This is a genomic window from Gordonia sp. SMJS1 (genome assembly GCF_029866425.1).
Taxonomy (GTDB): Bacteria; Actinomycetota; Actinomycetes; order Mycobacteriales; family Mycobacteriaceae; genus Gordonia; species Gordonia hongkongensis.
On record NZ_CP123382.1, the window covers coordinates 20,661 to 32,252 of the forward strand.

Genomic DNA, 11,592 nt, shown 5'->3' on the forward strand with positions numbered 1-11,592 from the left:
GGGCGTCTCGCAATCGGTTAGCGGTGGCGGTGGCGCAGGGCTTCGTCGGTGATGTCGCCGTGTTCGGGCAGCAACACCCCGAGTCCGGTACCGGCGGCGAACAGTTCGGCGTGGCGGTCATAGCCGTTGCGCACGCCGAGGCGGGCGAACAGCGGCAACCGGTCGCGCACGGAGTCCACCGACGGGGTACGAGGGCGCGGCTCGGTGATCGTCAGCGTCGCGCCGAAACGCTGCAGGGTGGGCTGAAAGGTCGCCCGGATCGGATCGTCGGGGTGGATGGTCTCGGCGATCCGGGTGGCTCGCCAGGTGATCGCCAGCCGGGTGCGTGGGGTGGTTGGGTCCCGCTCGAGGAGCTGGGCCAGTACCGGACCCATCGCGTGGGGCGGTTCCAGCACGTGTGGGGCGATCACCCATGTTGCCGAGACCAGGTCGTTGTGGCAGAACACATCGCGCACCCGGTGTGGTGTGGAGTCCGGCGCGATGTCGGCGAACGCGGGCGCTGGGTCGTCGGGCAGGCCGCCGCGGTAGGCCCGCACTCCGACCGCGGCGACCTGTGCTGCGGTGAGCGGTGTGGTGGGCAGCCCGGCGGCGTGCAGGGACCCGATCAGGGTGTGCAGGCGCCGGCCCACTTCCACTGCCATTTCGTCGGGGGTGGTCTTCATTGCTGAGGTGGCCGCGACGAAGGTCACCGCGAGATAGGTGTCGGTGGCGAGGTCGGCGACGTCGAGGCGGTAGTGGTGATCTGTGTCCATCCACTGCCGGTGGGCGTTGTCGGTGCGCGGGAAGGTATCGGCGACGGCGGTGACCGCGACGACATCCCAGGCGTCGGCACCGAAGTCGATGCGGGTGAAGTCGCACAGCTGTTGCCAGTCGCGCAGTGTCGCGCCGGTCGCGGCGAGGATCACCGTGTAGTGGCCGGTGGCGTGTGCCCGGATCAGGCCGTAGTCGTGACCGCCGGCCGAGCGGTGTTCGGTGATCGACAGGACGGTGTTGATTTGGGGCAGCGTCGTCGCCGTGGTGGACAGGCGGGCGCGTGAGCGCTGGAGCAGCGAGGTCAGGGCCGGGAGCGTCGGCATCGCAGGGTGGTCCTTTCTGTCCCGGGTCAGGCGGCGAGCTTGTCGGAGACGGTGCTCTCTTCGGAGAGCACGACACCGAAACCCAGTCCGGCGCAGAAGGTGACGAGTTGTTCGTCGCGGGCCGGTTCGAGTGGGGTGGCCGCTGAGAGGCCCAGATCGGTGACGAGGGTGTCGATCTTCTGGGTATCGGCGCCGATCGGGCAGGTGGCGGTCACGACCATCGACACCCGGGTCACGCCCGCACCGCGGGCCTGTTCCTGGCGGGCGCCTTCGGCGCTGTCCAGGCGCACCAATGCGCGTTCGGGCAGTTTGCCGACGTGGGTGCGCACAGCCTGGCGGGCATCGTTGTGGTCTTTGTTGACGATGGTGGTGGCTTGGGCCGGGGTGTAGGGCTGGTAGATGAACGTGACTCGTTTGCGGGGCACGTCGCTGTGCGGGGACAGCAGATCAGCGAGCACGTTGGAATCGAACGGCGCCTCGGGTTCGTTGCGCATCGTCCACGACATCGACTGCGCCGCATCGTGAAGCAGGCGGCCGTGCTGGTCTGAGGCCGAGGTCGGTCCGCAGTCTTCCCACCGCAGGCGCATCGGTTCACCGCTCATCAGACCGATCTCGAGGTCGAGCTCGTCGGCCGGGGAGAAACTGCGGCGGGCGATCGCGCAGATTTCGCGTTCGAGCATCGGCCGCACCCGCAGACCGGCGGCGTGGCAGTAGTCCCGAATCCGTCCGAGACGACGCGCCAACTCGTTGCCCATGTCGGTGGCATCGCGTTTGCGATGCATGGTGTCCGCGCGCCAGGTCAATCCGATCCGGGCTTCCAGGCGCACTTCGGCGGTCGGTACCGCTTCGGTGGCTTCGATGATGATCTTGCGGGCCAGCGCCGGTGCTGTGTCCTTGAGCCGGGACCGCACGATTGTCGAGGCCCGCATCCCCGACTCGGGAAGCGTCTCCATGGTGATCGTGGCGGCCACGAAGTCCGGTGATTGGCCGAGGAAGGTGAGCATGTCGCCGAGGCGGGCGACCCACCGGTCGCGCACGGGCTGGTCATTCCACTCTCCGCCCTGGGGCCAGGTCCGCAGTACCAGGGTGTAGAAGTTCTTCGACGACAACTTGATCAGACCGAACGGTGCCGACCCGTCGCCGGGTGAGAAGTTGAACGTCTCGGCCGTGGCCAGCGGCCCCGGTAGTGGGGTGCCGTCGGGGATCATCGTGAACGGCCCGGACCGCAGCAGAGTTTCACCGGCACGGCGGGCCTTCGACACCGAGCGTGCACCCATGCCCAGCTCCCAGGCTGAGCGGCCCCGCAGCGACACCACCAGGGGCACAAACAGCACTGCCAGCGTGAACGGCAGCCCGAAGAACTTGATCACACCGGGCAGCGGCAGCATCAGGCCCACAACGGCGACGAACATGAACACCAGCAGCACCATCGTCGAGAACATGGTGAACCCGAACGCGCCGGAGGACCGGAACGCCGCGGCCGGGCGGTACAGCAATCGGCGGGTGCTCGCTTTGTCTGTCATGACAACCTCTTTCGACAGTCAGAGAGATGGGGTGGGCGGCTAGTGCGCCATGGCGTGTTCGTTCCAACCCGAGCGCATCGGCGGCGGACTACTCAGTGACGGGTCGGAGCTGGTGGATTCGACTTCGGATTCGACGCTGTCGGCGACGGTTTGCATGGCTGCCCCGGCGAGTCCGCCGGCCGAACCCATCGCGTCGCCCAGCCCGGAGGTGGGACCGCCGCCGCCACCGCCGCCGCCGGAGCTGGCCTGTCCGCCCTGGCCGCCGGAGAGGGCGGGTTGCGCGCCGGGGCCACCACCGCCCGATGGCGGTGGTGGTGAGGGCGCCGATGCCGTGGAGATACCGCCCGAGGGTCCACCGCCGCCGCGACCGGCGATCGAGGACATGCCGCCCGCGCCCGCACCGCCGCTGGCCCCGGCGGTCGCCCCGCCCGAGGCAGCCATGGCCGCGACCTTGCCCGCCGCGACGCCGGCACCGATGGCCGCGCCGGCCGCCGCGGCACCCGAGCCGCCGCCACCCATGCTCGCCACAGCAGGGGCAATCAGCCGCATCAGTGCGGGTAACACGAACGCGCACAACATCATCAGCACCATGCCGAGCACGACCTGTTGGGCGTTGTCTTTGGAGGCCCCGGCACGGAAAGCCACGAAGTAGGTCAGCGCGCCGACGGGTTTGAACAGCAGGAACGCCACCGACCAGGCCACGAGCCGCTGATAGCTCTGCGACCCGGGGCCGGTGCCGGAGAACGCCGCGGCCACCGGCAGCGCGGCGACGACCAGCAGCAGCATCGCCTCACGCACCACCAGCAACGCCAACTGCAAAAAGGCGCCGAGGAATCCGACGAGGGCGAAGATGCCGATGGCGGTGGTGCCCAGCGCGGAGTTGGTCAGCAAGTTGAGTTTGAGGAAGTTCTTGATGACATCGCCGTTGCCGCCGCCTGCGGTCACTGATTCGCTGACCAGCCAGTTGGAAATGCCGTCGGCGATCTGCCCGCCCACGGTCAGTGCCAGCGGGATCGCGGCGGTGGCCATAGCCGAGCGGAAGATCAGTTTGAAGCCCTCCTCAGCGTCATCGGCCATGGAGCGTTTGCGGTCGATCATCATCCGCAGGCCGAAGAACATCAGCGAGAACGTCAGACCCACGATCTGAATTTGCAGGGTGTGATCGTGCACTTCCTGCATGAGGGAGGAACTGTTGTCCAACTGCGGGTTCGGCAGCTTGATCCACCACGCCAACGCCCACGTCAGGATCGTCTGGTAGCCCTCCAGGAGCGAGTTGACGATCTTCTCGAACGACCCGCCGACCACACTGCCGGCCACATTGCTGGCCGCGTTGCCCGCGGCGCCGCACACCGCGCGGCTCAACGAGCCCGCGACGTCACACAACGGGTTCGCTGCGGCCCTGCCGGCACCGGCCCACGACGACACTGACGCAACAATCAGCGCGACCACGACCAGGGCGTGGGTCCGTCGACCGGTCAGGGCAGCGCGCAGACGCACATGGCGTCGGGTGCGGCGACGGTGAGAGTTGTTGGGGCGGTTCACCATGGGGTCCACCCATCGCCAGTGGTCGAAATCAGCAGGCGGCTGGGATCGTTGCCGGGTTCGGGGACCACCCACTTCCACTGGCCGCCGCGCCAGACCATGTCGACGCCGACGGAGATGGCGGTGAAGCCGTCGTCGCGAGTCAACGGCTGCGCGAACTCGACATGGGCGAAATCGGATGAGTAGGTGGTGATGCGCACTGCCACCGGCACATCCCGCATCTGCGCGGGTAGCCCCGGATTGCCGGCATAGATCTGTGCACCGTTGGTGCGCAGGTTGTCGGCTTCGGGTTCGGCGGCCGCGGAGACCACCGCGGCACGATCGAGCAGGGCTGCGTTCTGGTCATCGGGCGCCCAGGTGGCCCGCTGGCCGATCTGCCAGGCCGCCAGCGCCGCACCCTGCGGGGTGTGAGCAAACCCGGTGGGTACCCCGTCTGTGCTGATCGCGGTCGGACCATCTGAGGTGGAGAACGGGATCGTCGCGCCGTACACGCGCTGCCACATCAATCCCTCCGGTGGTGGGAGCACAGCCTCAGGCTCATCGGTGTCCGAGGGATCGGTGGTCTGCGGGAGGACCTGGCCGAGCGGGTTGGTCGGGGTTTCCACCCGGCGGCCGCGGGTGTCGGTGGTGGGCACCCCGAACGCGTCGTCGGGCAGCCGGGTGACCGGGGTTTGCGGCGTACCCGACGTCGGTGTGTCCGTGGCGGTGACCTGCGGTGGCTGCGTTGACGACTCGTCACCGTCACCGCGGACGGCGACCAGCACGGCCATGCCGATGACGATGGTCAACACCAGCAGCGACAGCACCAGGGTGGTGCCTTTGTAGCCGCCGGACTGGCGCAGTGAGTGCAGCGCCGCAAGGCGGCCGAGGTCCTCGCGAGGATCAGGGGTGCTCATGATGGCTAGGCTCCTGTCAGTGCGACCATGTCGGTCGGCGTGGCCGTGATCGCGTCCACCGGTGAGGCGCCCGCCGCGGCGTCGGGCAGCAGCAGCCGCCAATCACCGAACGCTGGTGCCCACACGACCGTGGTGTGGTTGACCGTCATTGAGCCGTCCGGCAGCCGGGTGTAGATGTCGACGGACGTCTTGTCGGGGGTGAACGCGGTCAGTTTCCAGCCCTGCACCTGCGGGGCCTGACCAGCGGGTACACCCGAGGTGGTCGACAACTGAATGCGGTTGGTGATGAAGTCATCTCGTGCTTGTCCCGGCGCGATGAGTTCACGGACCACCTGCGGCCACTGGTCATCGAGCGCTACCGAGAGACGCACGATGGCATTGACCGCGGCCAGCCCAGCTCCCGGCGGTGTGCGGTCGAACCCTTCCGGAGCGACGGCATCTGTCACCTCGGTGGGGCCTTCGGCGGCTTGGGGAATGCGCATGCCGTTGAACTCCACCCATCGCAGCTCGGTGGGTGGCGTCGTCAACGGAATCTGTTGCGGCGTCGACGGTGTGGCGGTGTCGGGGTCTGATCCGCATCCCGTCAGCAACCCGGCCAGCGCGTAGGCGGCAACGAGGGCAGCGATCAGCCGAAGACCAGCACCGCCGCAGCGAGGTTGCCGGCGATCGCGACCACCCACACCCCGAAGATGATCTTGGTGAACCACTCCCCCGCGGTGATCTGTGCGAGTGGATGATCGCGCACCTTGTCGAACGCGATCGAGGCGCCCAGAAAGACCAGATGCACGAGTGCGAGCATGTTGGCTACGAACACGAACCAGCCGCCGATCAGGGTGATGTTGTTCATCACCTCGGCGGGCAGTTTCGCGTACGCCACTGTCATGGTGGTGTTCATCGCTGTAGCTTTCGGTCCGCACGGCTCACTGCCCGCCCGCAGCCTGGATGATCGTGGCGCTGGCCGCGATCACCATCGTCCCGACAACCGCGCCGATCGCGATCTTCACGCCCTTGTTGTCACCGCGGTCGGTGATCTTGTCGAAGGCGATGAAGCCGCCACCGACGACGATCGCCACGGCGGTGGCGAAGTAGGCCAGGAAGGTGACCCACCCGCCGAATGTGTTGAGCCGGTCCGACAAACCGGGAATCGGGATGGGGTTGAACGCCACGTAGGTGGTGGTGGCTTTGGCCGAGGCCAGCGTGGACTGGAGCATGATCTCTTCCTTCTCGTGAGGGTGGAGGTTGTGGAGTTGTGCCGTTATGGGGTTGTGCCGGCGTCGCCTGACATCACCGCGACTGCGGCGTCACGAAGGCCTTGGCCGACGGCGGCGATGTCAGGGGCGACGACGGTGCGCGGATCGGTGCGCCGCGCCGCTGGGGCCGGGTCGGGACCGGTCGAGGGCAACTCGTTGAGCGGGGTGTCGACGAGGTAGTCGTGCCAGGCGACGTGCCATACGTGCGCGAAAAGCCCGGACCCGACGAGCAATTCGCGATCGCGGCGGAGCCGGGCGGTCGGCTTTCCCTTCCGCCCGGCTACCAGCACCAACCCCAGCAGCTGCACATGTGCTGGCGCATTGTTCGTCGCGTACTGGCGCGCGGCCAGCGACGCCGCGGCCAGGCCGCGCGCCGATACCCGCGCAACGAGTACCGCAAACGGCGGCTCATCGGCCCGCCCGGGCCACAACTGGCCGGAATCGCCGACATGCTCGAGCTGGGCCGCGAGCGTGGACACACCAGCACCGCCATGACAGCCCACGGCCGCCACCAGATGCGCCGGTAACCGTGTCGTGCGCCGCCCCAACATCTCCGACGCGCTCGGCGGCAAAATCGACGCACCCCGAATCGCTCCGGCGTTGTGCGCCACCGACACCGTCTCCACACTCGCGGCCATCGTTGTTATGCCCCCTTCGGCGTGAGCTGCGGGAAGGTGACCTTGAGACCCGGGACGGCCTTCTCCGCCTGCCGGGACAGGTCGACGGCAGCGTCGGTGACGGTCTTGCGCACCTGATCGGCGGCACCACCGAGTGCCTTGTAGGGGGCGTCGGCCTGCTCCGCGGTCCAGTTGGCGGTGTAGGTCTGGCCGCCGATGGTGGTCTCGGCGTTGACATCACCACCGACGTTGACCTGGTAGTGCACTGCGGGCAGACCAGCTTTGGCGGCTTGGCCGGCGGGCAGATGCACCTCGAACTGGTTCGCGCCGGGATTGGGCAGCGGAGCCGGTTGCGGACGCGGCGGTTGCGGGACGCGGCGGTTCGGGTCGGGCTGGCCGGGCAGCCCGGGCTGACGCGGGTTCGCACCCGGATCTCCGGCACCAAGGGCGTGCGCGAGGAGTCCACCGGCCGTTCCACCGGCCACACCGCCGACGATCGCCGCGGGGATACCCAGGGCCGCGGCACCGATCGCCGCACCGGCGGCCGCACCGATCGCCGCGCCCGTTCCGGTGTGCGCGCCGGGGAAGGGCACCACCATGGTCGACCCGATGACGGCTCCCACGCCGGTACCGATCAGCGCACCACCGACACCGCCGGTCACTGCGGCGGGCACGCCGAGGGCGACCGCACCTGCGGTGCCGCCGAGCGCCACACCGATGATGGTGGCCGCGGCCTGGCGGGACGCTTCGTCCTCGGGAACCCCGACCGAGATGAGGCCCTGGGCGATCTTCGCTTCGCCATAGGCCGACCACTCGTTGATCGAGACCCGCTGACGGTCGGTCAGCCAGGGAGCATCGCGTTTGAGCTGGTCTTCCTCGACGAGGAAGTTGCCCACGCGCAACGTCTTCGGGGGCGGGGCAATTGGGCGGACCGGCGCGACCGGGCGGGGCAGGGTGTAGGCCCGCGGCGGCGCCGGGTTGTAGACGGTGTCGTAGTCGGGCTGGTTGTACGCCTGCGGATCGGCGTAGGGCCGGTATGGCGCTTCCCGGGGCGGTGCCGGGATAGCGCCCGGACCGGGGTTGTAGTTGTAGCTCGGCGCAGTCTGCTGCGGAGGTGCGACCGGTGGGGTTGCGTCGTCGCCACCACCGCCGACCCCACCCTGCTCGAATCCATCGTCGGTCTCGCCCTGGTCGATACCGCCCTGTTCGTAGGCTGCGGCCGGGCTGTCGACCAGGAGGGTGGCGCCGAAGGAACCGGAAACCATCAGCGCGGCAAGCACTGTCCCGACGAATGGGGTGGCTGGTGGGGCGGTGCGGTGCCGGCGTTGTGCCCGCGACCGCCGGGGCGGGGTGTCGAACCGCGGAGACGTGACCGCTAGTGAGGTGATGTACATGGGAGGGGGTGACCTTTCTATTTCTTGTTTCGTGTGACAGACGCGATGTAGGTGCGTTCGCCGATCTGGGTGGTGGTGATGTTCTGGACATCGGGGTCGGGGTCGCGGGTGCCGTCGGGCAGGATCAACGTGACCGCCACGCGATAGGTGTTGGAACCGGTCTCCTCAATCGACAGGCAGTACCGCGCTTGGGGATTGAGCGTGTCGATGCTCGACTGCAAATCGACGGCGCTGCCGATGCCCTCGACATTGGACGAGGCCATCGCCCGCGCGGCCGGTCCCGAACGCCAGTGGAAGTAGGCGTAGTTGAACGCTTTGATCACGTTCGGGCCCGACGTCAGGTCGCCCGGGTCGCGGCCGGTAGTGGTGGCTCCATCACTGGTCGAGGGGCATTCCACCGCATCGGAGAACGGGTCCGGGGTGTCCTTCGCAGCAACCGGATCGGTGATGCCGTCCTCGCCGCCGCCGCTGACCAGGCCCCGGATCATGACTGCGATCGCCACTAGCCCCATGACCGCCACCACAACGGCAGCAGCCACGATCAGCAGCCACCGGCGGTCCCGACGTCGAACCGGGGTCGGAGCGGGCGCACTTCGTGTGAATGGCGCTGCGGCATAGACAGTGTCGGTGTGCGGGGGCTCCTCGACTGCGGGCTCGGCGACCTCCCCGAAATCGGCGTCATCAGATTCAGCGTCATCGAGTGGGGCGTAGCTGTAAGTGTCGTCGACCTGGTCAACGCCCCCTGCTGTGATGTCCTGCTCGAGGCGCGTCGGGTCGTCAACCCACTCGGTGAGCTGGTCGGAGTGAGGATCCGTGCTGTGCAGCCAGGACTGCACGCTAGGGTCGTTCTGCCAATCAGTGCTCATCCGAACGTCACCTCGTTCCCGTGGCGGTATGCGCGGGTCCAGCGATCGCACGCGGCGAGGTGCCAGTGCAGGGGATGTTCATCGCCGAACACACCGCGCCGGACCGCGGTCAGCGAGAACGGATCGATGGTGTGCAGCGTGTCGTCAAACACGTCGCGGTAGGTGGCGCCGACCAGCAGCTCGTCCGGCAACGAGCCGTTCGAGCCGACCACCAGCACAACGCTGTTCGCGTCGAGGCGGTAGCCGCGGTCACCGGGCAGTACGCACCGCGCCCGTTCGTCGTAAGCCTCTTTGAGCCGCGTGATGCTGAGGCCGTTGCCCATCCCCCATCGAGTCGACGCGCAGCCGTTCTCATCGGTCAGGACCACCGACGTGGCCGGGTCGGTGACTGCGGTGATCAGATCGATGGGACTCAACCACGCCGGCTCACCACCCTGCGGGTTGATGGGACGGTTCGGATGGCCGGGGTTGTGAGAGGCATGTCCCCCGAACGGGGGCCGGATTGCACTGTCACTGAACATGTACTCGCTCCTTCCGGAGTGATTCGTTGAGTGCGCTAGTGGAGAGGAAGGGTCTAGCTGGAGGTGGTGGTTCGACCACCACCACAAGCGCGGCACAACCCGCGCCCGCACACACGGGAAGGGCTGGCCGAGAGGACGGTCAGACTCATTGCGAGGCCCCGCTGAGGAACGGCGGAAGGCCGGACGCGCCGCCAGGAGGTGTGGATTGCGGGACCTGTGAGGACCCCGAGGGAACGGTCTCGGCCGGAGCCGATGGTGACGAAGTGTCGAGCTCCCACGGATACGCCGGTTCCGACGTCGCAGCGCTCGGCGGCAACGACGTCGTGGTCAACGATGGAAGAGTCGACGAACCGGACCCCTCGCCGAACAGCCACGAAAAGTCATCGCTGCCGCTGCCGCTACCGGACGAGTTCGACGACCCGCCGTCCTTGCCTGCGATGTCGCGCGCGGCCGCCACGATCCAATCCCCGATCAGCTTCGTCGGGGGCTGGCCCGTCGGTGTCGCCGACACCTGCGAGTACGACGTGTGCTGCTTGGCGGCATCCCAGTACTTCAACAGCGACGACACCTTGAACAGGTCGGAGTTCGCCTGAAACTCGGACTTGAACGCAGTAAAAGCCTCAGAGACAAGGCGTTTCTGCGTTGCCGGTGGAACCAGCGTAACCGCTGCCTGGCCCAGCTTTGCGCCCAGAATGCCGACGATGGCCAGTGGATTCGCGGCACCCGCAGTAGCGATCGCGGCGATGGTGCTCGGGGTCGCGACTGTCTGCACAACGGTCTTCACCGCGTTGAACCCGATCGTGCCCACCTTGATCACCGCCGACAACGCGTCCTGGACACTCGGCAACGGCGTACGAGGGTCTGAGGCCACGGCCAACCGCTCTGACAACGTCTGTCGCGGTTGATAACTCACGGATTCGAGGTTGTTCTCCGGCGCCTGGACATCCTCATTGACCACCGGCACCGCGGTCTTCACTGCGGTCAATGCCAGCGCTTCGGCGATCGTCGATAACGACCCGATCGGATCGTCCGGGTTGAGTTCCGATTGACCCGCGATGTTGGTGACCAACCGCGCCAGCGGTGCGTTCGCCGGGGCATCGCAGGCGAGGTCGCCGGGCGTGCACGCGGACAGATAGCGTCCCGCGATGGCCTGGTACGACGTGTCCTCGACATCGCCGACCGGAGCGATACCGCCGCCCGGTGCGTTGGTCGTCGACACCGCCACGACCTTGGACACGTTCGCGCCACTGGTTCCCGGCACAGGGTCGGGAGAAGTCTGTCCCGGCTTGCCAGGGAACAACGAGGCCCCTTCGGGACGGCCGGGATCGCCGAGGTTGGCCAGCAGCGCCAGTTTGTCGGCGCCGATCGCTGCTTTGCCACCAACGATGTCGTTCAACACAATTCGGGTGACGTGAGCGCCCTGGGAGTAGCCGACCAGACCGAACTTCGTGGCCGGGCACGCGGCGGCCTTCTCTTTGATCCAGGACAGCGTCTTGGCGACCGCGCCCTGAACCGACTGCTCGTACGGGACCTTTCCGCCAGCTACAGCACCACCGAAGCCGGCGTCATACGGCACATACGCACGGTCCATATCCCCGCGTGCGGCCGTGACCGCCGGGTGCAGAACCTGGGACAGGAAGCCCGCATCCTTCGACGGATCGGCGTCTGGCGACGACTGGCCGGTGCCCTGCACCGCATACACCATCAGACCAGGGCAGCCCCCCGGCTGCGCCGGCGCGGCAGACACGTTCCCGACCCCGACATTGGCCAGGGCGATGACGGCCGTCGCCATGACTGCCAAGGTCGCCGCCCAGATCGAATGTCGCGACTCCTGTCCCCCCCTCTGGACAGAACGATGCATCTCTACACTGGTCACCGGGACAGCCCCCCATCGACAGACAGGGAGC

The 11,592-nt window shown here is 67.7% G+C and carries 13 protein-coding genes; 1 reads left to right on the top strand and 12 read right to left on the bottom strand.

Features of this window, described 5'->3' with window-relative positions; all coding sequences use genetic code 11:
• Window positions 1-17: 17 nt before the first annotated feature.
• The 5 genes from QAD21_RS23860 to QAD21_RS23880 are packed head-to-tail and all read right to left on the bottom strand — an operon-like array spanning window position 18 to window position 5,519.
• Complete coding sequence (locus QAD21_RS23860) at window positions 18-1,076, bottom strand: hypothetical protein (protein ID WP_280362035.1); 1,059 nt, start codon at window positions 1,074-1,076, stop codon at window positions 18-20.
• A 26-nt stretch (window positions 1,077-1,102) separates the two neighbouring features.
• Window positions 1,103-2,599 carry an SCO6880 family protein gene (locus tag QAD21_RS23865; protein WP_280362037.1) on the bottom strand — a complete coding sequence of 499 codons (1,497 nt, stop codon included), beginning with the start codon at window positions 2,597-2,599 and terminating at the stop codon, window positions 1,103-1,105.
• 39 nt (window positions 2,600-2,638) lie between these two features.
• Window positions 2,639-4,144: a hypothetical protein gene (locus QAD21_RS23870; RefSeq protein WP_280362039.1), complete on the bottom strand. Its 1,506-nt coding sequence runs from the start codon at window positions 4,142-4,144 to the stop codon at window positions 2,639-2,641.
• Window positions 4,138-5,037 carry a hypothetical protein gene (locus tag QAD21_RS23875; RefSeq protein ID WP_280362041.1) on the bottom strand — a complete coding sequence of 300 codons (900 nt, stop codon included), beginning with the start codon at window positions 5,035-5,037 and terminating at the stop codon, window positions 4,138-4,140. The genes QAD21_RS23870 and QAD21_RS23875 overlap by 7 nt, the downstream gene beginning before the upstream one ends.
• A 5-nt stretch (window positions 5,038-5,042) precedes the next feature.
• Window positions 5,043-5,519 (bottom strand): hypothetical protein, encoded by a 477-nt coding sequence (locus QAD21_RS23880; protein ID WP_280362043.1) that lies wholly within the window; start codon window positions 5,517-5,519, stop codon window positions 5,043-5,045.
• On the opposite strand from QAD21_RS23880, the gene QAD21_RS23885 reads away from it, so the two are divergent.
• Window positions 5,518-5,643: a hypothetical protein gene (locus QAD21_RS23885; protein ID WP_280362045.1), complete on the top strand. Its 126-nt coding sequence runs from the start codon at window positions 5,518-5,520 to the stop codon at window positions 5,641-5,643. The two genes, QAD21_RS23880 and QAD21_RS23885, sit on opposite strands and share 2 nt — an antisense overlap.
• 19 nt (window positions 5,644-5,662) lie before the next feature.
• On the opposite strand, the gene QAD21_RS23890 is transcribed toward QAD21_RS23885, so the two are convergent.
• From QAD21_RS23890 to QAD21_RS23920, 7 genes are all read right to left on the bottom strand, one after another.
• A complete protein-coding gene (locus QAD21_RS23890; RefSeq protein WP_068971308.1) occupies window positions 5,663-5,932 on the bottom strand; it encodes a hypothetical protein in 270 nt (89 codons plus the stop codon).
• Between the two features lie 25 nt (window positions 5,933-5,957).
• On the bottom strand, window positions 5,958-6,248 hold the full coding sequence (locus QAD21_RS23895; protein ID WP_280362046.1) for a hypothetical protein: 291 nt from the start codon (window positions 6,246-6,248) through the stop codon (window positions 5,958-5,960).
• A 44-nt stretch (window positions 6,249-6,292) separates the two neighbouring features.
• Window positions 6,293-6,925, bottom strand: coding sequence for a hypothetical protein (locus tag QAD21_RS23900; RefSeq protein ID WP_280362048.1), 633 nt, complete (start codon window positions 6,923-6,925; stop codon window positions 6,293-6,295).
• Window positions 6,926-6,930: 5 nt separating this feature from the next.
• Window positions 6,931-8,169: a hypothetical protein gene (locus QAD21_RS23905; protein ID WP_348534525.1), complete on the bottom strand. Its 1,239-nt coding sequence runs from the start codon at window positions 8,167-8,169 to the stop codon at window positions 6,931-6,933.
• A gap of 146 nt (window positions 8,170-8,315) precedes the next feature.
• Window positions 8,316-9,164 carry a hypothetical protein gene (locus QAD21_RS23910; RefSeq protein WP_280362052.1) on the bottom strand — a complete coding sequence of 283 codons (849 nt, stop codon included), beginning with the start codon at window positions 9,162-9,164 and terminating at the stop codon, window positions 8,316-8,318.
• Window positions 9,161-9,685 carry a hypothetical protein gene (locus QAD21_RS23915; protein ID WP_014928866.1) on the bottom strand — a complete coding sequence of 175 codons (525 nt, stop codon included), beginning with the start codon at window positions 9,683-9,685 and terminating at the stop codon, window positions 9,161-9,163. The genes QAD21_RS23910 and QAD21_RS23915 overlap by 4 nt, the downstream gene beginning before the upstream one ends.
• A gap of 145 nt (window positions 9,686-9,830) precedes the next feature.
• Window positions 9,831-11,477 (bottom strand): cutinase family protein, encoded by a 1,647-nt coding sequence (locus QAD21_RS23920; RefSeq protein ID WP_280362054.1) that lies wholly within the window; start codon window positions 11,475-11,477, stop codon window positions 9,831-9,833.
• Between the last annotated feature and the right edge of the window lie 115 nt (window positions 11,478-11,592).

Bases quoted from the DNA above. Each gene is read 5' to 3' on its own strand.
- QAD21_RS23860 (WP_280362035.1), bottom strand. From the start codon at position 1,076: ATGCCGACGCTCCCGGCCCTGACCTCGCTGCTCCAGCGCTCACGCGCC.
- QAD21_RS23865 (WP_280362037.1), bottom strand. From the start codon at position 2,599: ATGACAGACAAAGCGAGCACCCGCCGATTGCTGTACCGCCCGGCCGCG.
- QAD21_RS23870 (WP_280362039.1), bottom strand. From the start codon at position 4,144: ATGGTGAACCGCCCCAACAACTCTCACCGTCGCCGCACCCGACGCCAT.
- QAD21_RS23875 (WP_280362041.1), bottom strand. From the start codon at position 5,037: ATGAGCACCCCTGATCCTCGCGAGGACCTCGGCCGCCTTGCGGCGCTG.
- QAD21_RS23885 (WP_280362045.1), top strand. From the start codon at position 5,518: ATGCCGTTGAACTCCACCCATCGCAGCTCGGTGGGTGGCGTCGTCAAC.
- QAD21_RS23880 (WP_280362043.1), bottom strand. From the start codon at position 5,519: ATGCGCATTCCCCAAGCCGCCGAAGGCCCCACCGAGGTGACAGATGCC.
- QAD21_RS23890 (WP_068971308.1), bottom strand. From the start codon at position 5,932: ATGAACACCACCATGACAGTGGCGTACGCGAAACTGCCCGCCGAGGTG.
- QAD21_RS23895 (WP_280362046.1), bottom strand. From the start codon at position 6,248: ATGCTCCAGTCCACGCTGGCCTCGGCCAAAGCCACCACCACCTACGTG.
- QAD21_RS23900 (WP_280362048.1), bottom strand. From the start codon at position 6,925: ATGGCCGCGAGTGTGGAGACGGTGTCGGTGGCGCACAACGCCGGAGCG.
- QAD21_RS23905 (WP_348534525.1), bottom strand. From the start codon at position 8,169: ATGGTTTCCGGTTCCTTCGGCGCCACCCTCCTGGTCGACAGCCCGGCC.
- QAD21_RS23910 (WP_280362052.1), bottom strand. From the start codon at position 9,164: ATGAGCACTGATTGGCAGAACGACCCTAGCGTGCAGTCCTGGCTGCAC.
- QAD21_RS23915 (WP_014928866.1), bottom strand. From the start codon at position 9,685: ATGTTCAGTGACAGTGCAATCCGGCCCCCGTTCGGGGGACATGCCTCT.
- QAD21_RS23920 (WP_280362054.1), bottom strand. From the start codon at position 11,477: ATGGCGACGGCCGTCATCGCCCTGGCCAATGTCGGGGTCGGGAACGTG.